This window comes from Rapidithrix thailandica, assembly GCF_039710355.1.
GTDB classification, from domain to species: Bacteria; Bacteroidota; Bacteroidia; order Cytophagales; family Flammeovirgaceae; genus Rapidithrix; species Rapidithrix thailandica.
This window is the reverse complement of the sequence record NZ_JBDKWZ010000001.1, coordinates 288,026-312,364: the sequence shown is the minus strand read 5'-3', so window position 1 is coordinate 312,364 and position 24,339 is coordinate 288,026. Positions and strand designations below refer to the sequence as shown.

Below are 24,339 nucleotides of genomic sequence, written 5' to 3'. Positions count from 1 at the left end.
ATAACGATGAAGTTCATACAGAAAATTATTCTTGGAATATTTTTTATCACATGGAGTATTGGAGCCAACGCTGAGGGGATCCGTTTTTTTGAGGGAACCTGGGAAAAAGCTCTACAAAAGGCGAAAGCTTCGAATAAATTTATTTTTGTTGATTTTTATACTACCTGGTGCGGGCCTTGTAAATGGATGGCTGACAAAGTGTTTCCCCAGGAGGAAGTCGGGGCTTTTTATAATGAAAACTTTGTCTGTGTAAAAATTGATGCGGAGAAAGGAGCTGGTGTTGCTTTGAGTAAAAAATACGAAGTCAAAGTATTCCCCACATATGCTTACATCGATCCGGCTACGGAGGAAGCGGTACATGTAAGTACCAGCCGTCAGGAGGGCCCTCAGTTCGTTCAAACGGCCAAAGATGCCCTGGACCCCAACCGTCAATCGGTAAGGTTAAAGAAACAATTTGCCGGAGGTGAGCGGTCTCCTGAATTCCTTTACACATATGTCCGCTATTTGGCAAGTTGCTATAAGCGAGAGGAAATCCAGGAAATAGTCACAGAATATTTCACCCAACCCAATGTAGAGCTTACCGATACTCTTTCATGGTACTTTACCCGGGAGTTTGTCCGGGGGACGGATAGCCCACAGTTTCAGCACTTGCTGGACAACCGGGATACATATGCCGGTTTGTACGGTCAAGAGGAAGTGGATAAAAAAATCGCTACGGAGTATTCTTATGATGCCAATGGCGCTGTCTATCCGGGAATATACCGCCCTGAAAACTTTGATGAAGCCTACTATCAAAAAACGATGGAAAAGATCAAAAAAGCGGCAAATTTTCCGGGAAAACACTTTTTGTTGAAAAGAGTACATGTTCTTTATCTCTTAGGTAAAGGAAAGTATCAGGAGGCGGCCGACCATGCCGATGCCATGTTAACCACGGAAGCAGTTAAGCAAAAAGAAATATTGAGCTTTTATTATTCGCTTACCACCCTGACTTTACATCAAATGGATGACCCGAAGTGGGTGAAACGTTGCTTACAATATGCGCAATATGTAGCCTATAACGACCCCGAACGGGACAATGTCTCCATTCATTTTAACTATGCCCGGATGTTGGAAAAGGCGATGAAAGCCGCTTCTTGTGCCAAAGAGATTGCCCCTGAGGCTGTCTTGGCCAAACCACAGCATGGAAAAAAAGAGTACAATTTACGTTCACCCAAATTAGCGCCCAAACCTAAGCGCAAAAAATAAACAGGTTTTATACAACAGAGAAGAAAGAGTGCCGGTCATTTGCCGGCACTTTTTTTATGATACTTCATACAAAAGAAGAAACAAGGCATCATCCCTTTTAACATATATGATACCCAGGAAACCTTTAAAAAATAGCGCTCCTTTCAGAAATCTCAATATATTTAAGTTATCACTAACCTCTGTAGACGTATGCGTTACCAATTCTTCAAACTCAGCATTCTACTTATCCTTGTAATAGGTGTAACAGGATATTATTATCCGCCTGTATGGATGACTTATTGGCTACTGATCCCATTAACTGTGATTGGTATTTTCAACTCACGCCAGAACAAACATACCATCCTTCGCAACTTTCCCATATTAGGTTATTTCCGTTATTTTTTCGAATTTATTTCACCGGAAATTCAACAATACTTTATTGAACGAAATACGGACGGAAGGCCGTTCAGCCGCAATCAACGGGCGTTGGCATACCGTAGGGCAAAAAATGTAAACGATACACATCCCTTTGGGACACAGCTTGAACTCAACGCACTTAACTACGAAGGCCTCCGGCATTCGATTTATGCTGTAGACCCTTTGATGACGCCTCCCCGGGTCAATATCGGAAGTTCACTTTGTCAGCATCCCTACAAAGCTTCTCTATTCAATATTTCCGCGATGAGTTATGGAGCTCTCAGCAAAAATGCCATCTTGGCACTCAACAAAGGAGCGGCCAGAGGTCACTTTTACCACAATACCGGAGAAGGTGGTATTTCAGATTATCATATGGAAGGAGGAGGGGATCTGGTTTGGCAAATTGGTACGGGCTATTTCGGGTGCCGGACTCCTGAAGGCCAGTTCGATCCGGAAAAATTTAAAGAGAAAGCCCTGCTGCCCAATGTCAAAATGATTGAAATAAAATTGTCGCAAGGGGCTAAACCGGGGCATGGGGGAGTACTGCCCGGAGTAAAAAACACACCCGAAATTGCCAAAATCAGAGGACTTGAACCCTATACCACCGTAGTTTCCCCGCCCAGTCACCGGGAATTTTCCGATGCCAAAGGCCTATTGAATTTTGTTCAAAAACTGCGGGAACTCTCCGGGGGAAAACCGGTAGGATTTAAACTTTGTATCGGAAAGACCGAAGAGTTTATCGAGCTCTGTGAACAGATGAAAACGGTAGGTATCTGGCCCGATTTCATTACCATAGACGGTGCCGAAGGAGGCACCGGAGCTGCCCCTTTGGAGTTTTCCGACTCGGTAGGTTTGCCTATAGAACCCGCCTTGATTTTTGTTTCGAAAATGTTGACCAAATATCAACTTAAACAAGAGATACGGGTGATTGCCAGCGGCAAGGTACTTACAGCCAGTTCCTTGATCAAATTACTGGCGATGGGGGCCGATCTTTGTAACAGTGCCCGCGGATTTATGTTTGCACTGGGCTGTATTCAAGCCCTTCGTTGTAATACCAACCAATGCCCGACCGGGGTAGCCACTCAAAGTAATATGTTGACCCGGGGGCTGATTGTAACCGACAAGGCCGAGCGGGTATTCCACTTCCACCAAAATACTTTGGATGCCGTACTGGAACTGTTGGCCGCTTGTGGTAAAAGAAGCCTGGAAGAAATCGGCATGGAAATGTTTATCCGGGGCGATGAATTTATTGAGTTGGAAAACCGCTATTTCCCGGATAGTTTCACTTATCAAGATTGAAGGATAGAAGGATAGAAGGCTTGAAGGTTTGAAGGATGGAAGGTCCTGTGTAAGAAAATCGGCCATTTGCCAAAAACCTAAGCAACAGAAAGAGGTTATTTGGGTATTAGGATAACCCAAAATTTATGAAGCGACTCAAACAATACCTCCGGAGTTATTTTGCCTTTTCACAAAAGGAGATCAATGGTTTCCTGGTTTTGATGGGCTTGATGTTGATGCTATTGGTAGGGCCTTTGATCTTGAAATATACGGTAAAAACCGAAACAAGTATTTCTTCCCGGGATCAACGCCTTCTGGACAGCATGAGTGCTAAACTCAACGCTTCCTTTTTATCCAAAAGCTCTTTACATACTTCAAAAGATACCCTCTTTTATTTCGACCCTAATACCTTGGATAAACAAGGTTGGCTGAACCTGGGTGTACCGGAATTTTTGGCTGACCGGATTAAAAAGTACTGTAGCAAAGGAGGGCAATTCCGGCAACAAGGCGATTTGGCAAAAATATACGGGTTTCCCGAACCCCTATTTCTCAAATTAAAACCGTATATAAAGCTGCCCAAATCGGCTCAAAAAAAATTAATGAAGGAGAAGCTGATGTATGCTTCTCATAAAAAAAAACGCTCAACCTTCGACATCAATACTGCAGACACCCTGCAATTGAAAAAAATCAGAGGCATAGGAACCAAACTATCGGCCCGAATTGTGAAGTTTCGAGACAAATTAGGAGGGTTTCACAACCTCGAACAACTCAAGGAAGTATACGGCTTACCCCCCGAAACTTGTGAAGAATTGCTCAAATATGCCCGGTTGGAATCTAAAACCCTTACCCAAATTGCCATTAATACGGCTGATTTGAACACCTTAAAAGCTCACCCTTATATCAATTACAAACTGGCCAAAGTCATTGTAAACTACCGGCAACAACACGGCCCTTACCATTCACTTGAAGATTTGCAAAAAATTGAATTGTTTTCAGAACAAGATGCCCAAAAGCTCCAAGCCTATCTTCAATTTGATTAATCGGTAACCTTCGCCCCCCCTCTCCTAACTCACTTATTCGCCTTCAAGAATTTTATTCGATCAATTTATTTTGCATAAAAGTCTCCGCATCTTCTTTTTTCATACGTAGACTACGAACTATGCCCGGTGCCGTAGGGCTATTGATGGAATATACAACAAGTACGACTATATACATCCCGGCAAACATAATATGTCCTGTGAGATAGTAAATGATGACGGTGAAAAGGGAAGCACCTTCCAAAGCGGCATATTTAAGTAATGAAGCTCTGAACAAACCCATTAATTTTTCCCGGAGAGTTCCCTCCGTACGGAAAGGAAGCAAGGTCTTTCGATACACCCAATGCCCTAAGATGAATAATACCAGGCATACTACAGGCACTGCATATTGGAAGGTTGGGACTAACCCGGGGTAGCTTGCTTTAATGCTTCCTTCGCGAAAGCCGAAATAGCAAATGATAAAGAAAAGAAAGGGGCCGCTGATTAAGGCAAAATAAAGAACCCGCAAACGGTCCAGAAAAGTTTTTCCATCTGGAAATTGCATAATATTTCAGGTTTAAATGGATAGGTATAATGAGAAAAACATGCGCAAAATCCGCCTTCAACGCAATACGGCAAAGTTACTACAGTCTGAAACGAAATCGGGCAGAAGCAAAAAATAATCAAGAGATCTCACCTTAAGGCCCTGATATATGTTCGTTTCCGAAGCTTTCCGCTTATTTTCCACAACAAGTAATCACTCTCCACACAGTACATTTCAAATCGAGTAAGAGAATCGAGAAAGTCTAAAATAAATACTTCTAATTAATTGAAATTAAGAACTTTCCTCACCAAATTAGTTATTAATAATAATAAACTAAATTTCACAATCACTTTCTAAAAATGAACATACTTCACATCCTCAATGGTGATGCTACGCTACAATTGTTTAAGCAATCAGGATTGCCAGGTGACCATATCGTATGGCGTGAGGTACTGTCAGACGGTACGTTGAATGCGGAGGTCGCCTCGGAAGGATTTTGGCAATTACGGGTCAATTTTTTCGAAAAAGCCTTTAAAGTCAAAGAACAATTATACAGAGAATACACCATTCATGAATTTGACAAAATCGTCACCTATCCCAACTACCACGAGGTGGTCCTTTGGTATGAATACGATTTGTTTTGCCAAGTGAATTATCTTGCCATCCACCACTGGTTGTATCAGCAAAAAGCCTATGAGCAAACAAATTTTTCTTTTGTATGTGTGGGCAATGTAGATTGGGCAAAGAAACTCATGGGTTTGGGTGAATTCGCACCGGATCAGTATCAAGCACTTTTTCAAAAGCGTATTTCATTAACAGCCGTTGATTTCGAATACCTATCCAGTGTATGGCAAGCCTACGCCTCTCCCACCCCGGATACTTTGTGGCCCTTTATTCACAAGCCTAAAATCAAGTTTCATTACTTACCCAATGCTTTGCAAGCGCATTTACGAAGATTTCCCAGCACGAAAAACGGTTTGAATGAAATTGAAAACTACCTGCTTTTTATGGGTACGGCCCGGTTGCCCAACCGGCATGCATTGATCAAAAAAGCTCTTCACCGGCACAATTGGTACGGCTTCGGGGACTTGCAATATCTCCTCTACCTGGAGCGTATCGACCCCTTGTTTGAAAGTTTCGAGCCAACCAAGCTCAATGATTTGGGAGTAAGTATTCTCAACCGTAAGTTGGATTTTCTCACGATCAAGCCCGAAGCCTGTTATCTGGGTGGTGCCTGCAACCTGGACTACCGTTGGGACCCGGATAAGAATCAATTGATTCCGGAACAAGAAGGAAGTTAAATCAAATATGTTGGATGGCGGCCGATTTGGAAGCATTCCGGGCAGGAATATAGGAAGCCCCTAATGTAATTACTACAATTGCCAAAGCAGAAAAGACAAAATCCCAAGGGTTGATCTTCACAGGATAAGCGTCCACAATCGAGCTGGTGATTCCCAGGGATACAATACCCAACTCTTGCTGGATGTAACAGACTAAAAAGCCGATAAACAAACCCACAGCAGCTCCGGTAAAAGCGATGATGCTTCCCTCTATCAAAAAGATTTCCTTGATGAATTTTCGGTTTGCACCCATTGCGGTAAATATGGCAATATCTTTTTTCTTTTCGATGGCCAACATGGCCAAGGAGAAAAAAACATTAAACGAGGCCACCACCAGAATAAAGAAAAAGGCAATAAACAGAAACAAGCGTTCAATTTTTACGGCTCGCAATATGGTAGCTTGTTGTTCCTCCCGGTTTTTCACTTCAAACGTATCGCCTAAAATATCCTTGATCATTTGCTGCACCTGAGCAAGGTTCGCTTGGGGTTGGATTTTCACTTCTAATGAGGTCCGCCGGTTTTCATATTTCAGCAATTTCTCAGTAAAATCAATAGGCACGATGATATTATTCATATCATATTGTTGATCTATGCTGAATACTCCTGCAGGCAGGATCGGCATTCTGTTAAAATCTTTTTCCGGGTTCAGGCGCGTTTTCATATCCCGTTTCGGGTACCACAGATTCAAGGGTACTAATTTATCGCCCAAATTAATCGAAAGCTGATAGTACACCCCTTGCCCGACCACCGCCCGGCTATGCTCTTGCTCTTTTATCCGGGCATCCCCCATGATAATCATACTATCGAGCCGGTATTGTTCTAAAAAATTATCACTGACGCCTTTTACATTGACCACAATTTGCTGGTCTTTATACCGGACCAAAGCATTGTCTTCAATCACTTCGGTAATGGCTTGTACTTGGGGAATAGTTTTAATTTTTTCCAGGTGTACACTGTCCCTTGAAAAGGATTTGCCCATTACCGCAGAAATTTTCAACTCGGGGTTATAGGTATTGTACAAGCTTTTGGTCAGATCTTCCAGACCATTGAATACGGACAATACGATCACCATGGCCGCCGTAAAAGTTCCCACTCCGATCATGGAAATATTCGTCAGGATACGGATGAAATTTTGATGAGCAAAATTATCAGTAACTTTTCGAAGGGCCTTTTGTATCTTCTGTGGGGAAAAGGTAAAACAAGTGAACAACAAGGCGATCAAACTTGACAGCGTGTCGTAAAATGAGCGGAAGGCCCCATGTTTCCTCTCTGTGTTGCGCTGCGACACAAAATATCTCCGGGCAATAAAAAATGTGGTACGTTGGCCTGACATCTATAACTTTTGGCGTTAATTCATTTTTTTTCCGAAGTTATAATAATCTGAGAGAAAGATTGAAAAAACTCTTTGAAAAGATAAAGATACACTTATTGCCTACTTTATAGCGCGTATCAACCCGGCAAGAAAAAAAGCATCACGAGTTTCAACTAAAAGCTTTACCATACAATTTTTAAAATAGCTGATAACTTAGCCCCAATAGGTTTGGGAAGGAATATAAAAATTGTATTATTTGTGGTTTTATTTTTCAGTTTCCTGAACCTTACCACTACCTGTCTGGATTCTGACAGAATCTGTGTAATTTTAATTTTGTAAAACTCAAATTCTGAACACTGTGAACTGCATGGCACGTCATTTTTTACTCCTTGTGTTATTTTTTGTCACCTTTGCCGCAAATGCCCAAAACGCGAAGTCGCTCATAAAAAAACTCCATGAGCATAATTTCGAAAAGGTAAAAAGCAAACTTGACAAAACGCTGGAAAAAGACTCTTTCAATGTAGTGGCTTTATACATTTCTTCTTTGTATTATGCAGATACGGCGAATCAAACCCACTATCAATCGGAATCAGCCTATACCTATGCCTTGGCCGCCATCGAGTCTTTTCGGAACATCGATCCGAAAGAACAAGAAAAATTAGAAAAAGACGGGTTAACCCATCAGGTACTTACCCAACACAAAGAAAAACTCGAGCAACTGGCCTTTCATCATGCGGACAGTGTACACAGCCTCGCTGCCTATCAACTCTTTATTGACCTCTACCCAACTGCAATTCAGTTTGACCAGGCCATTACCCAACGGGATAGCTTAGCCTATTCCCAGGCCAAACAAGAAGACAGCTACGAAAGTTATCGCAAGTTTTTGGATGCTTATCCTCAGGCCGCACAAGCAGAAAAAGCACAAGCCCGTTACGACTTATTGCTTTACCGGGCGAAAACCAATCCTGTAAGCATTGCAAAACTGGAAAAATTTATACAATCGTATCCGAACAACCCTTACCGGCAAGAAGCCGAAAAAAAATTGTATTTCCTTTTTGTAGACCAACATCAGTTGCATCGCTATCAAGAATTCGTCAAACGCTATCCGGAAAATATTTATGCTGAACGCGCCTGGAAGTGGCTCTGGTTTCTGAGCCCGGATAAAATAAGCTTTCAATACCAATACCCCGATTTTCCGGACAAGGATTTTCTCAACCGTCACCTGACCCTTCAACATACTAAATTGTTTCCTTTTGTAAAAGAGGGGAAAATAGGCTTTATAGACAGTCAGGGAAAGGAGCAAATCGAACCCTACTTATCGGGTATTCAGGAAGATCATTTATGTGAATACGTAGACCAGGATTTTATCATTACCGAAAAGCTCACGCTCTTCGGAGCCGTAGACAAAGCAGGGCGGAAAATTGCCGATTGCCTGTACCAACATGTAGAATTTTTTGCCCCGGGAGCACTCAAAATTCAACAAAAAGAAGGTATAGGTTTGTACCATAAAGCCGGTTTTTCCTTAATCGAACCTCATTATCAAGCATTGGAGCCGGCCGGTTCGTACTTGGTCAAGGCAAAGCAAAACGATAAATGGGGGCTGGTAAGCTATTATGATAGCCTGGTGCTGCCTTTTCAATACGACCGCATCGAAGTGCTCAACGATCAGGTGGCCGCCCTCTACAAAGCGGGTAAAATTGCGATTGCACCTATTCATGATTTACTGCAGCGCAAAGTAAAAGATCCGGTCTTTGGACTGGACGGCTATGAACTTACACACGAGAATTTTTTACAAGTACAAAAAGGAGATCAATACGGGATTCAAAGTGTAGAAGGCCGTACAATAGTTCCTACGGAAGCCCTGGCAGTGGAGGAAATCACAGCCGGATGGCTGGTACATTATCAGGCCGGACAGGTTTTGTACAATAAAAAAGGACTTTTGATCTCCCCGTTACACTATAAAGATGTATTACCCTCCGAAAAAGTGTTTGGGGTGAAACCGGAAGATAAATGGGGAGTGATTGATCAAAAAGGACAAATGATTATCCAACCTCTTTACGACACTTTGTATTTCATCGGAGATGATGGTATTTTGTTGGAAAGGGATCACAAAAAATTCGGTTACTTCTATCAGGAAAACCTGACGGACCTGTCCAAGTATTCCAAACTCACCGTGCAAGTGTCTACTTTTCATTATGAAAACAAAACGGATACGGTTCCCTTTATCATTGCCAGAGACAAAAGCCGGAAAGAAGGTCTGTTGACAGGAAAAGGAAATGTGTTGATCCAGAATAAATACAATGAGATGTCCTTTATCACGGATTCGACCTTGTTGGTGGACCAGTGGGGAAAGAAAGGCTTGGTCAGTTTGCGGGGAAAAACCATGATTGCCCCTAGATACCAAGGTGTCATGCCTTACGAAGAACATTTTTACGCGATCTTTCAAAATAAAAAATTTGGTCTTTACAATGCCCGGTTCAACCAGTTGATCAATCCGGGGTACGATGCCTTGCTCAAACGCTACAATTCGTCAGACACCCTATTGATTGCCAAAAAAGGGAATTTTGGTTTGATCAATCTCGCCAACGAAACGATCACACCGTTTCAATTTGATGCGATTCATTATTGGAGCGATTCGGTCATGTTGGTACAACAACAAGCCAAGTGGAAACTGTATAACTTCCAGCGCAACTATTTCCTTCCGGAAACCTTTGACTCCTTTGAATACCTGCGCAACGATGCTCATGAAGTAGTGATTTTGACCTACCGCAGTACAGGCTATGGTGTACTGAGTAATCGATACGGGCGCATTATACAAGAAGAGTATTCCGATATTCTCAATTTGGGCACCCCTGAAGAACCTGTGTATTTTGTCGAGAAGTCCGTATCGCAAGCCGGTCTGTTCATAGTACTCTATATCAACCAAGAAGGGAAAATTATCAAAGAACAAGTGCTTAAAGAGGAAGATTATGAAAAGATTGTTTGTTTGGACTAAGCACCTGAGCAGCTTTTATCTATTGGATTGGAAACGGTAAATTTTTAAAATAACTTTCAGGATTCTGAAGTTAAAAACGCAAATTCGACATGATGAATCAGGAATTGGAAAAATATATCCGGAGTATCAAAAACTTTCCCAAAGACGGAATTGATTTTAAAGATATCACAACTCTTTTAAAAGATCCTAAGGGATTATTGCAAACGGGAAATGCCTTATATGATTTTGCCAAAGAAATACCGATTGACAAAGTGGTGGGGATTGAGTCGCGGGGTTTTTTCTACGGACCTTTGTTGGCGATGAAATTGCAAGCGGGCTTTGTCCCTATCCGGAAAACAGGAAAGCTGCCTGCCGAAACCGTACACCAAACCTATGCCCTGGAATACGGCTCTGATACTATTGAAGTCCATAAGGATGCCATTGCTCCCGGAGATAAAATACTCTTACACGATGACTTACTCGCTACCGGAGGAACAGCCCGGGCCGCCTGTGATTTGATTGAAAAGGCCGGCGGTGAAATTGTGCAAATTAGCTTTATCATCGAATTGGCTTTCTTAAATGCCCGGGAAAAATTTGAGGGCTATGACCTTCGTACATTGATCCGCTACGACAAAGAATAAAAACAATCGTGTACGACCTGCTTTCATCCCTATTGGCGAGAACTATCCTGTTGGTAGTCCCCGGAAAATATAGGATACTCGCTAAGTTGAGGAGCCAGCCAAAGGTGCTTTTTAAGCATTTGCAGGTGCAAACGCAAACGGCTCAACGCATGCTCGGGAAAAGCCTTATCAAAGGCTTCTCTTTCCGAGTGATTAAACAAAAAACCTTGGGTTATGTGCAAGTCATAAGGGTCGTGTGACCAATGTTCCATTAATCTTTTCCGGGCCTTGTGGCCGGATTGTTCCATTAGTTGCTTTTTAATACATCTTTCTCTTTGCTCCCAACCTTCCTGACTCAGGCTTTTCAACAAAATTTCAAAGCTAAAGTCCTGAAATAAAAAACGCAAACAGCCATAGTAATCCGGCCCTTGGTTTTCCAGCGGAAGTTTATAAATCGTTTCCAAGAAGGGTACTTCCTGCAAAACATCCACCTTTACTAAAATCAATGCTCCCTTTTGCCAGGTAGTAATCTTCCGGCAATGATCGACCAGTTTACCGGGTTGATTGATACTTACCGGTATATCCGGCGGTCCGTTCAAAAAAGAGAGCGAAAGAAAATCCAGCTTATTTTCATAAATCATCTGGTGTTGCAAGGATGACTCCCACGTTTTTTCCCAACCGGGCAGTTCCAGTTGCAGCAATGCTAATGATGCCATAAAGGGGTGTGTTTTACTTTTTGTTGAATGTAAAACACAGTTTTCTCATTATCTGTCAAATACATGACAATCGTATAAGAAAATAAAAATACGAGGATTACCGGGCACATCCTTTCAGGTCACATTTACTTTGCGGACAATCTTGGAAAATAAACCGGGTAAAAAACGCTTCAGGTATACTCCGGCCCTTTCTTTCAAGCCTCCGGGATAAATTTCCCTCTTTTTCTTTTTCAAGGCATGGATCATTTTCCGGGCACATTCTTCCGGTGACATGCCGTTCTTCTGCCCGGTATCCAGGGTTCCTTGTTCACTACCGTCACCTTTCAAGGCATTGTAAGAAAGGCTTGTTTTGATGTAACCTGGTCCCACCAACAAAACATGCAAGTGGTCATTCCAGTGTTCGGCCCTCAAAGCATCGTAAAAGCCGTGCAAAGCATGCTTGGAAGCCGAATAAATACTTCTTTTGGGAGTCCCGTATTTTCCTACCACACTGGTCACTGCGACAATACTTCCCCCTTTTTGTTTGACCATAAAAGGTAGCACGGCTTTGGTAAGAGCGATATTGCCGAAAAAATTAATTTCCATAATCCGCCGGGCTACTTCCATTTCCGTTTCCCGGAAAAATGCCCGTTGGCTCACACCTCCGTTGTTGACCAATACATCAATCCGTCCGAAACGTTTTATCACCTGCCAGGCCAACTCCGGAAAGTTTTCAGAAGCGGCCAAATCCAATGGTAGTACCATTCCCCGTTCCTCTGCGATGCCGGAGTATTGCCTTACCTTTTCCAAAGTGTCTTTGTTTCGTGAGGAAAGTACCAAACGACAACCTTCTTTGGCCAGTTGGTAGGCCAAGGCTTCCCCAATGCCCGAAGAAGCTCCGGTAATCCAAATGACTTTATCTTTTAAATCCATAGTTTTCTATTTTGCTAAAATATGCATGGGCAAACAAACAAATTGCCCTACTGTTTCCTTTCAAAATCTATATTTTGCTCCCCAATCTGTCAACCAAAAGCAGTAAGTTTGTTATTGATTTGTGAAATTTAAAACCTTATACCTATGATTACCCATAAATTCCAATCTTTGGATTTATCTTAGAAGGTAACCCACTGGTGGAGCCTGCGCCTGAATACAGTAAGGTTGGATATTTTTGAGGTAATAAATTTAAAAATAAGTTAATATTGAAACTTATCCCTTTAGCAAGAAGTAAATAAGTTTAGATACTTTGAGAAAGTATACATCCTGAAAACGTAAAAGTATCTTATTCACCACCAAATATAAGATTATGGCAAATTTCTGGAATAAAGCCGGCAATACATACAAGATGCTTAAGGGCAAAACTAACCGGGCAATTGAAGTAGGAAAGCTGCAAATTGAAATCAGCCAACTCAAAAGCCATGTCAACTCATTGTACCGTCAAATTGGAAAATTGATCTTTGAGCTGTCAGAAGAAGGTACTACGGAGGTTTCCTTGACCGAAGAGCGCATCGCAAAAAAAATAACGGAAATCAAAGAAAAGAAGGCCCGGATCGAGGAACTGGAAGAAGAAAAAGACAAAGATATCTAAGGGTTCCATACCTCTTCTAAACCATAAACATCTACTTTTACTCCCTGTGAATACAGTTGGTGCTCGGGAGGAGTCAATACTTGCTCAAAGTTGCTCAAATAGCCTAACCCCTCATAGGATTCCACGGCCACTGGCGCTATCTGATAAGGCGGATGATATACCCTACCCCGATATAACTTATCACTTCTTTTGGCATAAGCATAAAGTGCGTATCGCTCCACCAAAAAGAACTCTAGGGTACCCGGTTCGGCTGAGTATGCATTTCCCTTGCCCTGATAAATAATACGGGTTGTTTTTTCAGAAGAATGATGCAGTTGATAATGTACTTTGTCCGAAAAGCCGCTTTGTAAGGGAGGACGCAACTGGGCTTGCATTTTTTTATACCGGTAAGGCAACTGAAACCAGTTTTTGCCTAGCCAACAGGCCAGCCATTGGTTGGCATCCAAGGAGTAAAACCATACTCCCGGCACCCCGTTTTCATCATATACATATGTGCGGACATTGGTTTCTAAAAAATTCGAGATACCCGGTACAGCCGGACAATATACCGGCCGGATGTTCTGCATATAAAAAGGTACCACACCCACAAAGGCTTCCCCCTGATAGGTATCCACCGTCAAACCGGGTGGTAAGGTTTTTTGAATTTGGTCAGCAGGGACTCTCCAATGTAAAAACAAAAGCTTTTTCCACTCTTGAAACATCACCGTTCGTTGCTTATGAGGTCTTTGTCTTAGTTGTAATTGCAGTTGGGTTGTAGGTGTCATCATGCATTAACCGTTTTGGATTCGTGACGGAAGTAAAGAGGAATTCCCTTGGTTTCGTTAGTTTTGCATTTGCGCTTCGCTTGCAACGTTTCATTTCCTGAAGGCTAAAGTTATTAAATTACGGGTTGTAATGAACAGGATAATGCGGATTACGGCAAAAAAATACTGAAGTGGTGTTATCCGGCTAAGCGCAGAATAGTAGTTATTTCAATATTTTATCAAATTGCAGTTATGGCATCTTCCAATTTTATAGATCATGTAAAGGTATTTTGCCGCTCAGGAAATGGTGGGGCGGGTTCAGTACACTTCCGAAGAGAAAAATTTGTACCCAAAGGAGGCCCGGACGGAGGGGATGGTGGTCGCGGTGGACATATTATCCTCAAAGGAAACAAAAATTTGTGGACACTTTTACACTTAAAATACCGCAAACATATCCATGCTTCTAACGGTACGGCCGGTATGGGGGCTGGTAAAACCGGAGCACAAGGAGAAGACATTACGTTGGAAGTACCTTTGGGCACGGTTGTAAAAGATAGTGAAACCGATAAAGTTCTTTTGGAAATCACCGAAGAAGGAGAAGAGAAAACGCTTTTCCCCGGAGGAAAAGGAGGACTGGGCAATGTGCATTTCAAAACCCCCACCAACCAGGCACCCCGTTATGCCCAACCAGGCACACCCGGGCAAGAAGGATGGGTTACCATGGAGTTGAAGTTGTTGGCTGATGTAGGCTTGGTCGGCTTTCCCAATGCAGGAAAATCCACCTTGCTTTCCGTAGTATCAGCCGCCCGGCCTAAAATTGCAGACTATGCTTTTACTACTCTAGTCCCCAACCTGGGTGTAGTCAGTTACCGGAACGATCGCTCTTTTGTCATGGCCGATATTCCGGGGATTATCGAAGGGGCGGCAGAAGGAAAGGGCCTCGGCACTCGCTTCTTGCGGCATATCGAACGTAATTCGGTCTTGTTGTTCATGATTCCTGCCGACAGTATGGACATTCAAAAGGACTATCAAGTACTGGTCAACGAATTAAAAAAATACAACCCCGAACTACTCGACAAAAACCGCCTGTTGGCCATCACCAAATCCGACCTGTTGGATGAGGAATTAAAAGAGGAAATCAGCAAAGAACTACCTGATTTGCCTTATGTTTTTATCTCTTCCATCGTGCAACAAGGCTTGCAAGAATTGAAAGACCTGATCTGGAAATCCCTGACAGAGGAAGAATAGGAACCCCTCCTTTGAACGTGCTGATGCCCTTCAAACGACACAGAAAAACCAAGGATTAGCCCGGCAATCACATGCAGCTAATCCCTGGTTCCCCAAAAATATTCTTTTAAAAAATGCTTTTAATCCAGTAATAATTTTATACTTTTGTTGAATATTTGAAAAAGCAAATACGCAGTTTAGGTCTTTATTTGTGTAATCGAATTCAATGAAGTTAAAGCATTTCAATCTGCAATTGGGGACACAAATCCTCAAGTCATTTAGCGATGAATCCAGAATTCGCATCATGCACTTACTACATAAAAATAATGAGTTGTGCATTTCCGATATTGAATTAGTGCTGGATTTTACACAGACAAAAACATCCCGTCATTTAATCTACTTGAAAAATGCAGGGCTGGTTACCTCCCGGAAAGTAGACCAATGGACCTTTTACGCCATCAAAGAAGAAGTCTCTGATTTTATCAATATCTTATACCAATACCTGGACAAAGATATCGTCTTGATCAACGACCAAAAAACGTACAATACCCTTTTCAACAACCGGGAATTGGCCGTAAATAAGCTCCAATCCAAAAAGTGGTCCTACGAATACCGCTAAACCTTCCTTGATGTAAAGCATACTGTTAATTTATGAGAAAGCTAGCCGTAGAAGAGTTAAACAGAGTCAGTGTAGAAGAATATAAAGAGACGCCTAAAAATAAATTAGTTGTCTTGTTGGATAGTGTGCGAAGCCTTAATAACGTAGGCTCCGCCTTTCGCACTTCCGATGCCTTTTGCATTGAAAAGCTGTATTTATGCGGCATCACGGGCACCCCTCCTCACCGGGATATTCATAAAACAGCTTTGGGGGCAACAGAATCCGTAGATTGGGAACACCGAAAAGACATTGTGCAAACAGTAAAAGAACTCAAAGAAGAGGGATACACCATCATCGCAGTAGAGCAAACCGACCACTCTCAACTGCTGAACGCTTACCCAGCTAGCCTTGACGGAAAATATGCCTTAATCTTTGGTAACGAAGCTTTCGGGGTTAGTGAGGAAGTATTACCTCATTGTGATTTGGCATTGGAAATACCGCAGTTTGGCACCAAACACTCCCTGAACATCTCGGTTACGATAGGCATTGTGCTGTGGTCATTTCTGCAAGAAAAACTGACAGTAAGTGATTCATTAAAGCGTACCTAGTTCGTATGCCAAGTTTTTTCTGGCTTGTTCTTCACGCGCTTGATAAAATTCTTCCGTAAGAAAAATCCTCTCTTTTTGCAAAAAGCTTTGCAGTGCCTTTCTTCTTCCTTTTTTATAAAGGAAATCAGGATACATGGCATACTCTTTCCGTATGGCTTGAGTATAGGAAAGATAATCCTCCCTGGTACTTCCCAGAACCGCCAGGTCACAATCCAACATCAATTGCGCATCAAAGTTTTGATAGGGAGCTATCAGTTGATGTTTTTTAGTCGCTAAAATATAAGCACTGACTTTTTCTATCATCATCTTGTCAGCCTGCAATACAACCAAATGCTTTTCTGCCAAGCGGGCACTTTTCTCTTCGTTGTCCGAACGAAGAGGATTGTATATCACATCGTGGTACCAGATTGCCCACTGTAGAGTTCCAAGATCTTCAACTTTATATTTGAACTGTTGGCATTGCGCCAACATAAATGCAATATGCCGCAAAGTATGATAGTACCTTTGAGGCGATGAGTAATGCCGGAGTAATACTTCAAAGAAATCTTCTTTTACTACTGTATAGGCCGGAAGCTGTTGCTGCAACCGTAACCATTGTTTTTTTAAATTCTCTATTTCCATAAATAAAAGCCTCCCGATTAAAACCCTAAATTAGCACTCACTTATAAGAGCCTGTTTAAATTTCACCTTTTGGCCCGCAAATTCTTACTTCAGGAACCTCAGTGCAGCATTTTAAGTGCTCCGGTATGCCGAACCTCTTTTATACATACACTAAAGTGCAATAGTAACAATACACAAAATTTTTCAATGATCATTCCTCGATTCTCTATTTCAATGTTGCCGGAAGTAATCAATGCCTCTTTTTGGCAATATGTTAAGAATTAACAATTGAAATTTCCACCTACCAAGTAAATATTTTCCGGATGCCATTAACTCTCTGACAAGAAGGCCATCACAATCCATTCAGCACCTTTGATCAGCACCTGAATCGCTGTTTTATTACATTTTATTTTATAACTTTATCCGTTCAAATCCGATCACTAACTATTGATAAGAGAGCATCCTCTTTAGAAAGAGAGTTAAAAAAAATGAAAATGAAAAATTTAAGTTCGTACAAATTAAATATCACAACAGAAGAAACTACCCTCCACTATTTAATACATAATTTTTATCGCAGGAATCGCAAATTCCGCTATGCCCAAACCGGGTAGTTAGCGGTACATTACTTATTTCTAAAAATTCACTAATTAAATTAATGCTAAAAGTTTATGGGATTTAATTCTATCGATCTGATTGTATTTATCGGATACTGTATGGTTATCATTGGTCTGGGCCTCTTTGTTTCCAGAGAGAAGAAAGGCCACGAAAAAGACTCCAAAGATTACTTTCTGGCCAGTAAAGCCCTGCCTTGGTGGGCTGTAGGAGCTTCGCTCATCGCTTCCAACATTTCTGCCGAGCAGTTTATCGGTATGTCCGGTTCCGGTTTTGCGATGGGGCTGGCGATTTCCACTTACGAGTGGATGGCTGCCGCCACCTTGTTGGTTGTTGCGGTTTTCTTTTTGCCGATTTACTTGAAAAAGCAAATCTACACCATGCCCCAATTCCTGGAGCAACGCTATGACCACCGGGTGCGTACGGTTATGGCCATTTTCTGGATTTTGGTATACATTTTTGTCAACCTTACTTCTGTATTGTACCTGGGAGCGCTCAGTATCGAAACCATTATGGGTATCGAGTTCCAGTATGCCGTTTACGGACTTGCAGCTTTTGCCTTGTTGTATTCTACGTACGGAGGATTAAAAGCCGTAGCCTGGACAGACGTAGTACAAGTGGTTTTTTTGATTGCCGGTGGTTTGGTAACTACCTACCTCGCATTGGATTTAGTCGGCCAAGGTGACTTTTTAGAGGGCCTCTTGGTCTTGAAAAAAGAAGTGCCGAATCATTTTCATATGATTTTTGAACCCGGGCAAATGATCATTCCTGACGGGCAAGGCGGAGAAAAAGATGCTTATATGGACCTTCCCGGGATCAGTGTACTGGTAGGTGCGATGTGGGTAATCAACCTGAGTTATTGGGGTTGTAACCAATACATTACTCAAAGAGCCTTGGCCGCCAAGAGTTTGAATGAAGCACAATTGGGGATGGTCTTTGCCGGATTTTTGAAATTATTAATTCCCTTGATCGTAGTCATCCCCGGCATTGCCGCTTATGTGATTATTCAAAGGGAAGGCGGCACGGGAATGTTCACCGATGCGATGACTTCTATGATAGATATCAATGGCCAGGAAATAGAGGTGATTAAAAATGACAAAGCTTACCCAGCCTTATTGAACTTATTACCCCAAGGGCTGAAAGGCTTGGCTTTTGCGGCTTTGGCGGCAGCCATTGTTTCCTCCCTGGCATCTATGGCCAACAGTACCTCCACCATCTTTACCATGGACCTGTATAAAAACTTCATCAACAAGGGAGCTTCGGAGCACCGGCTGGTAGCCATTGGCCGGATTGTAGCCATTATTGCCTTTGTACTGGCCGCTGTAATGGCCCCAACTTTAAAAGTATTAGACCAGGCCTTCCAGTTTATTCAAGAGTACACGGGCTTTGTCTCTCCAGGGGTATTTGCCATCTTTATCTTTGGTATTTTTTGGAAAAGAACCACGGCCAATGCAGCCTTGTGGGCAGCTATTTTAACCATACCGCTTTCTGCCGGTTTAAAACAAGTTTTGCCTGATTTACCTTTTATCGACCGGATGGGCATCGTTTTCTTACTTCTTGCTGCGGTCATGATTGTCATTAGTTTGGCCGACCCGAAGAGCAAAAACAATCCCAATGCCATTGAGGTAGATACGGAATATTTTTCCACCAGCTCGCGCTTTAAAGTCGGAGCGGTGGCTATCTGTGGAATTTTAGCAGTATTATATACAGTATTCTGGTAAGGATCCAAGAAAATTTTCCGCATTTTCAAACTAAAGCCTGATGGGTTTTCAAAACCTGTCAGGTTTTATTAATTTAAAGAGGTAAGTACGAGGTTAAGCAGGTTGAGGAATTGACAGATCTCCATCCAACCGTTTGATCAACCAGTTGCCAACATTTTAACTAACTCCGGAAGCTCTTCACCTTCTCCCTCCTACTTTGGAAAAATTAGTACAACTCAATAAAGCAAATTTTTATGTACTATCTAGAAATCCAAGACAAGTTCATTGCCCAGTTTGCCAACACCCCGGTGATCGTCAGGGCCCCGGGACGCATCAATCTTATCGGTGAACACACCGACTACAACGAAGGTTTTGTCTTACCTGCTGCCATTGACAAGGAGATGGTGTTTGCTTTGGCAAAAAACAACTTACATACTTGCCGTGTACATGCCTTAGACAAAAAGGAAACCTTTGTGTTTGAGTTGAACCAGCTTGCAAGGTCTGATAAAACCTGGCCTAATTACATTATGGGAGTGGTTGCTCAATTTCAAAAAGCAGGTTACGAATTAGGTGGGTTTGACTGTCTGTTCGGAGGGGAAATCCCCATCGGATCGGGCATGTCTTCTTCAGCCGCTTTAGAGTGTGCCCTCGCCATAGGACTGTGCCGGTTATTTAACCTGGAGATAGACAAGCTCAAGTTAGCCAAGATGACCCAACAGGCCGAACATGAATATGCCGGTGTCAATTGTGGTATTATGGACCAGTTTACTACCTTATTTGCCCGGAAAGAACAGGTGATCCGGCTGGATTGCCGCACACTGGAATATGAATACTTCCCCTTACAGCTTCAAAATTTCAGGATCGTTCTTTGTGATACCCGGGTGCATCATGCCTTGGCCTCTTCCGAATACAACCATCGGCAGTGGCAGTGTATTCAAGGATTGGAAACGCTACGCAAACGCGGATTTAAGGTCAAGAGCTTGCGGGATGTGAAAATGGATTTGCTGAAATCCCACAAAAAATATTTCGATCATGAAATTTACAAACGCTGTGAATATGTAGTCCAGGAAAACCAACGGGTAAAACAGGCCTGTCGCTTTTTGAAAGAAGGCAACCTCGAAGCCTTCGGGGATATGATGTTAGAGTCACACTATGGCCTCCGCGATTTGTATCAAGTGAGTTGTGACGAACTGGACCTGTTACAGATGGTAGCAGAACGCAGCCCCGGCGTAATCGGCTCCCGCATGATGGGTGCCGGCTTTGGCGGGTGCACCATCAACATCGTACATAGTGAAGCCTTGGATGACTTTTCGGATGTGATTGTCAGTGAATACAAAAAAGTATACCGGGAAGAGCCGCAACTTCACGTCTGTGAATTGGCAGATGGAGCATCGGTGATTGAGATGGTAACAGAACAAGTATATTAAGATTAAACAATTGATGCACTCCTCTGTGGGAAAGACTGCTGAAGTAGCCTTAGAGCATGTATGAAATATATCGCTAATACTACTTCAGTAGCTTTTTTCTTTCTTCTTATAGAAGCTCAAGGCTTCCGGATCACTATGGTATTTTTAGTCACCGCTGATGTGGTAAAATACCCCAAGGCTCCACCATGAATATTACTTACCGGATTTTGAGGTACTCTATTCGTACTCACTCCCCGGATCAACTCCCCTAAGCCTTGATAATACTCATAAGCATTTTGGGTAAGCGAGTTCATTTCAATTTCAACCTTCATGCTATCCGGATTGCCATAATCCGAAAAGTTAAGCGCAAAAGGTAATTCCAGAGAGAGGTACCTTCCGTCTACATTGCTGTCGTCAAACAAATCAATCGCGTTAGGACTGATGTTTTCTCCATTTACAAATAATCTCCCCCAAGCATAATTCCGGATACCGGAAGGGTCTTGAAAATGCGCAGTAATATAATAACCAGCTTGCTGCGAATCACCTTCGCCTTTATACACATAGGTCACCGAATCCAGCTTTGGCACAGGTAACAATGGCGCTGCCGCAGTATAACTTTGATCCTGATAGACTATTTTCAACTGATATTTTTGCCCTGGTTCGCCATAAAACCCTCCGTCCACCGGTTGATAAAGGCCTTGCTCTACTTCCGTAAAATCAATGCGTTTTTGGTCATTCATCATATCAAGGATATACACTGTTTGGGCCGATACTTTTTTATTAGGTTCCGGGGAGTTAAACGGGGCGGTTTCCGATAATTTTACATACGTATCTCCCTCCTGATTCATCAACCAGGCATCCACCACCAAAACCGGAGGGACCGTGTCCAACTCAGGGTCTACGAGTCCTTCACAAGCCCACCAGCTGCTACACACTAACATGATCATTCCCAGGCGAAGTAATGCTTTCATCAGAACTTAAAATTATAAGTAAACGAAGGAACAACCGTGAACAAATACAACTGTACGGCTTCGGTTTCATTGGGGTTACCCGCTTTCTGCCTAAAGACATATGCATACGGGTTCTTCTGCGCATAAGCATTGTAGACCGAAAAACTAAAACTGCTCTCATTCTTTTTTTCAGGGGTCATCCTCCGGTAAAAGGTTACGGACATGTCCAGGCGATGCGTAGGAGGCAAACGGTACTTATTTCGCTCGGTATAATAGGGCACGATAAAGCCGTCTTTCACATATTTCCCTACCGGAAACGTATACGCAACTCCAGAAGCATACACCCAATTGGCGGAAAACACCAACCACTTGGACAGGTTAAAAGAAAAGAGGGACGTAAAATCGTGCTTCCGGTCAAAAGAGGATGGGTAAGATTGATTATTATTAATTCCGTTAATCTGTCGGGTAGAATTAGAAAAGGTATAAGAAAGCCAACCGGTAATTTTTCCCATCTTCCGTTTTACCAGCAACTCTACCCCATATGCTTTTCCTTCTCCCGATAGAATTTCTGTTTCCAAATGGTCATTTAATAGCTGATTGGCAAACGGCTTATAATCAATCAGGTTCCGCATTTTTTTATAATACAACTCTACGGAACTCTCCAACTGATTTCCCATAAAATTGCCGAACAGCCCAATGGCATACAAATCTGCTTCCTGAGGTTTGATATATTTATTCACCGGAGTCCACATATCGGTTGGAGTCAAGGTATTGGCCGTTGACAACCGGTGGTTGTATTGAATGGTGCGGTTAAATGAAACTTTTAACGAAAGATGATCATTCCACAACCACCTGGCAGATAAACGTGGTTCTATCCCTTGATAGGCATGAATCCGGTCTCCCCCGGCATAAAAAACCGTATCGGTAATATTGTCTTCATTGGTTTCAGGGCTCACAACTTCGTCCTTATCATAGATAAAGAGTTTTCCTTTACCTACATGTTCAAAGCGGGAAAGTCGAAAACCATAGTTCAAACTCAGAGAAGGACTCACTTTTTGCTCCCAACTCACATACCCCGCCATTTCCAAACCGTATACAGGATCTAACTGCTTTGCTTTGATATTGATAGGATCTTCAGTAGAAACCATATTTCCTTGTGCATACCGGTGATGGATAAACTCAAACCCAAAATCAAGCCGGTGATTGGGCGACATATAATAGGACATATCGTATTTGCCACCGAAATCTCGGACATCATACTTTTGTAAATACCCCAAAGGTTCAACCAAATTAATGGAATAATGATTGTTAAAGTTGGTCGAATATAGTGTAAGGTTGCTAATCAGTTTCAGATTGAAAACATGTGTCCACTGAAGAGAAGCCGCTGTATTCCCCCAAGAATTCCCAAACAAATCTTGCCAACCTACCTGATCGCGCCCCAAATAACCACTTACCGTTAGTTTATCCCGGTTGTTGATCTTATAATGCGCTTTAAAATTCATATCGTAGAAATACAGCGTATTGCTCACAAACGGTTGGTTGGGCATAGAACGAACCAATAAATCCAGATAAGTCCTACGGGCAGAAAACAGCATTGAACTTTTGTTTTTCACCAAAGGGACTTCCAAAGTCAGGCGACTGGAAACACTGCCAATACCACCTGATACAGTTGTCTTTTTTGTATTTCCATCTTTGAGTTGCACATCCAAAACAGAGGATAAACGCCCACCATATTTAGAAGGAATCGAACCCTTATACAACTGCGCATTTTTTAAAATATCAGTGTTAAACACCGAAAACAAATTCATCACATGGGAAACACTGTAGATTGGAGTATTATCCATCAAAATCAGGTTTTGGTCATTACTGCCTCCCCGTACCACCAATCCCGAAGCGCCCTCAGTGGAAGAAGAAACCCCCGGCAACAACTGAACGGCCTTGATGATATCACTTTCACCGAATAAGGCGGGCATCTTTTGCACTGTTGACTGATTGAGTTCCAATGCCCCCATTTGTGTGCTTTTCACGTTTGCATCAATTTCCTCTTTGTCAGAGGTGACCACCACTTCCTGAAGCTCTACTTTATCTAAGATCAACTCTATGGAATGCAGCTTGTTTTCCGTAAGCTGCAAAGAGCTTTTTTGTGTCTTATACCCCAAATAACTCACCGTCAATTGGTAACGGCCTTCCGGGAGTGTAAGTGAATAAAAACCGTACTGGTCCGTCACGGCCCCTTTATTAGCGCCTTCGATAAATACACTCGCCCCTATCAACTCTTCGCCCGACTCTTTATCAGTGATTTTCCCGCTAATGGTATAGAGTACGGGAGGCACCTTTTTTTTAAGTAAAATATCATTGCCTTCTATCTGAAATTCCAATCCGGCATCCTGGCAAACCAACTCCAATACTTGTCTTAGCGCCAGTTCTTTTTTAGGAAAACGAAGAGTTTTCCGTTCCGAGAAATGACGGTTATTATAAATTAAATTGGCTTGTGTTTGCTCACGGATAAAATCCAACACCTGTGTATAAGAAGCATTTTTAAAAGGGAGACTTACGCTTTTATCCAACATGCCTCCTTGTCCCCAACTGATGATGGGCAAGCAAAGTACAAAAAGAATAGAAAGAAATATTTTCCGGGTCAATGCCATACCAAATGTTATCCAATATCAGCTATATAGTTAAGACAACCCTAACTTTTAATAAGTTTTATTCCAACATTAGAATAAACTCCATGAATGGTTCTGCAACGACAGTATTTTCATGTTTATAAGGGCACAAGTTAGTAAAGAAGGCTGGCAAATTTAGAAGGATTTATGGTTTAATTCCACCTTCGACAAAAGGGAAGGTATTTCTCAATCTATAACCCGGGAAAGACGAAATACAATAGCGA

At 42.3% G+C, this 24,339-nt stretch carries 20 protein-coding genes; 12 read left to right on the top strand and 8 right to left on the bottom strand.

Annotated features, from left to right (window positions below; all coding sequences use genetic code 11):
• The first annotated feature begins 6 nt into the window (after positions 1–6).
• The 3 genes from AAG747_RS01070 (at position 7) to AAG747_RS01060 (ending at position 3,959) form a co-directional block, all read left to right on the top strand.
• The gene (locus tag AAG747_RS01070) at positions 7–1,245 is read left to right on the top strand and encodes a thioredoxin family protein (protein WP_346819264.1); all 1,239 of its coding nucleotides are present in this window, start codon (positions 7–9) and stop codon (positions 1,243–1,245) included.
• A 189-nt stretch (positions 1,246–1,434) separates the two neighbouring features.
• Complete coding sequence (locus AAG747_RS01065) at positions 1,435–2,940, top strand: FMN-binding glutamate synthase family protein (RefSeq protein WP_346819263.1); 1,506 nt, start codon at positions 1,435–1,437, stop codon at positions 2,938–2,940.
• Between the two features lie 125 nt (positions 2,941–3,065).
• On the top strand, positions 3,066–3,959 hold the full coding sequence (locus AAG747_RS01060; protein WP_346819262.1) for a helix-hairpin-helix domain-containing protein: 894 nt from the start codon (positions 3,066–3,068) through the stop codon (positions 3,957–3,959).
• Positions 3,960–4,011: 52 nt separating this feature from the next.
• Here AAG747_RS01060 and AAG747_RS01055 read toward each other — a convergent pair whose 3' ends face one another.
• Positions 4,012–4,500, bottom strand: a complete 489-nt coding sequence (locus tag AAG747_RS01055; protein ID WP_346819261.1) for a hypothetical protein — start codon at positions 4,498–4,500, stop codon at positions 4,012–4,014.
• Between the two features lie 338 nt (positions 4,501–4,838).
• Between AAG747_RS01055 and AAG747_RS01050 the strand changes: the two genes are divergently transcribed.
• Positions 4,839–5,780 carry a hypothetical protein gene (locus tag AAG747_RS01050; protein WP_346819260.1) on the top strand — a complete coding sequence of 314 codons (942 nt, stop codon included), beginning with the start codon at positions 4,839–4,841 and terminating at the stop codon, positions 5,778–5,780.
• 1 nt (position 5,781) lies between these two features.
• Here the strand turns inward: AAG747_RS01050 and AAG747_RS01045 are convergent, their stop codons facing one another.
• A complete protein-coding gene (locus tag AAG747_RS01045) occupies positions 5,782–7,152 on the bottom strand; it encodes an ABC transporter permease (protein WP_346819259.1) in 1,371 nt (456 codons plus the stop codon).
• Positions 7,153–7,498: 346 nt separating this feature from the next.
• Between AAG747_RS01045 and AAG747_RS01040 the strand changes: the two genes are divergently transcribed.
• Both AAG747_RS01040 and AAG747_RS01035 read left to right on the top strand, forming a co-directional pair.
• Positions 7,499–10,126, top strand: coding sequence for a WG repeat-containing protein (locus AAG747_RS01040; protein ID WP_346819258.1), 2,628 nt, complete (start codon positions 7,499–7,501; stop codon positions 10,124–10,126).
• Between the two features lie 89 nt (positions 10,127–10,215).
• Entirely contained in the window at positions 10,216–10,746 is a 531-nt protein-coding gene (locus tag AAG747_RS01035; protein WP_346819257.1) for an adenine phosphoribosyltransferase, read from the top strand.
• Positions 10,747–10,775: 29 nt separating this feature from the next.
• Here AAG747_RS01035 and AAG747_RS01030 read toward each other — a convergent pair whose 3' ends face one another.
• Together AAG747_RS01030 and AAG747_RS01025 are read right to left on the bottom strand one after the other, a co-directional pair.
• Positions 10,776–11,441 carry a hypothetical protein gene (locus AAG747_RS01030; protein WP_346819256.1) on the bottom strand — a complete coding sequence of 222 codons (666 nt, stop codon included), beginning with the start codon at positions 11,439–11,441 and terminating at the stop codon, positions 10,776–10,778.
• A gap of 114 nt (positions 11,442–11,555) precedes the next feature.
• Entirely contained in the window at positions 11,556–12,353 is a 798-nt protein-coding gene (locus AAG747_RS01025; RefSeq protein WP_346819255.1) for an SDR family oxidoreductase, read from the bottom strand.
• Between the two features lie 370 nt (positions 12,354–12,723).
• Here AAG747_RS01025 and AAG747_RS01020 point away from each other — a divergent pair, with 370 nt between their 5' ends.
• Positions 12,724–13,005 (top strand): hypothetical protein, encoded by a 282-nt coding sequence (locus AAG747_RS01020; RefSeq protein ID WP_346819254.1) that lies wholly within the window; start codon positions 12,724–12,726, stop codon positions 13,003–13,005.
• On the opposite strand, the gene AAG747_RS01015 is transcribed toward AAG747_RS01020, so the two are convergent.
• Positions 13,002–13,772 (bottom strand): YqjF family protein, encoded by a 771-nt coding sequence (locus AAG747_RS01015; protein ID WP_346819253.1) that lies wholly within the window; start codon positions 13,770–13,772, stop codon positions 13,002–13,004. The genes AAG747_RS01020 and AAG747_RS01015 overlap by 4 nt on opposite strands.
• 228 nt (positions 13,773–14,000) lie before the next feature.
• On the opposite strand from AAG747_RS01015, the gene obgE reads away from it, so the two are divergent.
• From obgE to AAG747_RS01000, 3 genes are all read left to right on the top strand, one after another.
• The gene (gene obgE, locus AAG747_RS01010) at positions 14,001–14,996 is read left to right on the top strand and encodes a GTPase ObgE (RefSeq protein ID WP_346819252.1); all 996 of its coding nucleotides are present in this window, start codon (positions 14,001–14,003) and stop codon (positions 14,994–14,996) included.
• Between the two features lie 205 nt (positions 14,997–15,201).
• Positions 15,202–15,594 carry an ArsR/SmtB family transcription factor gene (locus AAG747_RS01005; protein ID WP_346819251.1) on the top strand — a complete coding sequence of 131 codons (393 nt, stop codon included), beginning with the start codon at positions 15,202–15,204 and terminating at the stop codon, positions 15,592–15,594.
• 32 nt (positions 15,595–15,626) lie between these two features.
• Positions 15,627–16,181 (top strand): RNA methyltransferase, encoded by a 555-nt coding sequence (locus AAG747_RS01000; RefSeq protein WP_346819250.1) that lies wholly within the window; start codon positions 15,627–15,629, stop codon positions 16,179–16,181.
• Here the strand turns inward: AAG747_RS01000 and AAG747_RS00995 are convergent.
• Positions 16,167–16,802, bottom strand: a complete 636-nt coding sequence (locus AAG747_RS00995; protein WP_346819249.1) for an HD domain-containing protein — start codon at positions 16,800–16,802, stop codon at positions 16,167–16,169. The two genes, AAG747_RS01000 and AAG747_RS00995, sit on opposite strands and share 15 nt — an antisense overlap.
• A 647-nt stretch (positions 16,803–17,449) precedes the next feature.
• On the opposite strand from AAG747_RS00995, the gene AAG747_RS00990 reads away from it, so the two are divergent.
• Positions 17,450–19,114, top strand: a complete 1,665-nt coding sequence (locus AAG747_RS00990; RefSeq protein ID WP_346819248.1) for a sodium/sugar symporter — start codon at positions 17,450–17,452, stop codon at positions 19,112–19,114.
• Between the two features lie 233 nt (positions 19,115–19,347).
• Complete coding sequence (galK, locus tag AAG747_RS00985; RefSeq protein WP_346819247.1) at positions 19,348–20,520, top strand: galactokinase; 1,173 nt, start codon at positions 19,348–19,350, stop codon at positions 20,518–20,520.
• Between the two features lie 116 nt (positions 20,521–20,636).
• Here the strand turns inward: galK and AAG747_RS00980 are convergent, their stop codons facing one another.
• Both AAG747_RS00980 and AAG747_RS00975 read right to left on the bottom strand, forming a co-directional pair.
• Positions 20,637–21,470, bottom strand: a complete 834-nt coding sequence (locus tag AAG747_RS00980) for a DUF4249 domain-containing protein (RefSeq protein WP_346819246.1) — start codon at positions 21,468–21,470, stop codon at positions 20,637–20,639.
• Positions 21,470–24,097, bottom strand: coding sequence for a TonB-dependent receptor (locus tag AAG747_RS00975; RefSeq protein WP_346819245.1), 2,628 nt, complete (start codon positions 24,095–24,097; stop codon positions 21,470–21,472). Before AAG747_RS00975 ends, AAG747_RS00980 begins: the two co-directional genes overlap by 1 nt.
• Positions 24,098–24,339 lie beyond the last annotated feature (242 nt).

What these genes read in the sequence shown, in the direction of transcription:
- AAG747_RS01070 (WP_346819264.1), top strand. Translation starts at nt 7, where the DNA reads ATGAAGTTCATACAGAAAATTATTCTTGGAATATTTTTTATCACATGG.
- AAG747_RS01065 (WP_346819263.1), top strand. Translation starts at nt 1,435, where the DNA reads ATGCGTTACCAATTCTTCAAACTCAGCATTCTACTTATCCTTGTAATA.
- AAG747_RS01060 (WP_346819262.1), top strand. Translation starts at nt 3,066, where the DNA reads ATGAAGCGACTCAAACAATACCTCCGGAGTTATTTTGCCTTTTCACAA.
- AAG747_RS01055 (WP_346819261.1), bottom strand. Translation starts at nt 4,500, where the DNA reads ATGCAATTTCCAGATGGAAAAACTTTTCTGGACCGTTTGCGGGTTCTT.
- AAG747_RS01050 (WP_346819260.1), top strand. Translation starts at nt 4,839, where the DNA reads ATGAACATACTTCACATCCTCAATGGTGATGCTACGCTACAATTGTTT.
- AAG747_RS01045 (WP_346819259.1), bottom strand. Translation starts at nt 7,152, where the DNA reads ATGTCAGGCCAACGTACCACATTTTTTATTGCCCGGAGATATTTTGTG.
- AAG747_RS01040 (WP_346819258.1), top strand. Translation starts at nt 7,499, where the DNA reads ATGGCACGTCATTTTTTACTCCTTGTGTTATTTTTTGTCACCTTTGCC.
- AAG747_RS01035 (WP_346819257.1), top strand. Translation starts at nt 10,216, where the DNA reads ATGATGAATCAGGAATTGGAAAAATATATCCGGAGTATCAAAAACTTT.
- AAG747_RS01030 (WP_346819256.1), bottom strand. Translation starts at nt 11,441, where the DNA reads ATGGCATCATTAGCATTGCTGCAACTGGAACTGCCCGGTTGGGAAAAA.
- AAG747_RS01025 (WP_346819255.1), bottom strand. Translation starts at nt 12,353, where the DNA reads ATGGATTTAAAAGATAAAGTCATTTGGATTACCGGAGCTTCTTCGGGC.
- AAG747_RS01020 (WP_346819254.1), top strand. Translation starts at nt 12,724, where the DNA reads ATGGCAAATTTCTGGAATAAAGCCGGCAATACATACAAGATGCTTAAG.
- AAG747_RS01015 (WP_346819253.1), bottom strand. Translation starts at nt 13,772, where the DNA reads ATGATGACACCTACAACCCAACTGCAATTACAACTAAGACAAAGACCT.
- obgE (WP_346819252.1), top strand. Translation starts at nt 14,001, where the DNA reads ATGGCATCTTCCAATTTTATAGATCATGTAAAGGTATTTTGCCGCTCA.
- AAG747_RS01005 (WP_346819251.1), top strand. Translation starts at nt 15,202, where the DNA reads ATGAAGTTAAAGCATTTCAATCTGCAATTGGGGACACAAATCCTCAAG.
- AAG747_RS01000 (WP_346819250.1), top strand. Translation starts at nt 15,627, where the DNA reads ATGAGAAAGCTAGCCGTAGAAGAGTTAAACAGAGTCAGTGTAGAAGAA.
- AAG747_RS00995 (WP_346819249.1), bottom strand. Translation starts at nt 16,802, where the DNA reads ATGGAAATAGAGAATTTAAAAAAACAATGGTTACGGTTGCAGCAACAG.
- AAG747_RS00990 (WP_346819248.1), top strand. Translation starts at nt 17,450, where the DNA reads ATGGGATTTAATTCTATCGATCTGATTGTATTTATCGGATACTGTATG.
- galK (WP_346819247.1), top strand. Translation starts at nt 19,348, where the DNA reads ATGTACTATCTAGAAATCCAAGACAAGTTCATTGCCCAGTTTGCCAAC.
- AAG747_RS00980 (WP_346819246.1), bottom strand. Translation starts at nt 21,470, where the DNA reads ATGAAAGCATTACTTCGCCTGGGAATGATCATGTTAGTGTGTAGCAGC.
- AAG747_RS00975 (WP_346819245.1), bottom strand. Translation starts at nt 24,097, where the DNA reads ATGGCATTGACCCGGAAAATATTTCTTTCTATTCTTTTTGTACTTTGC.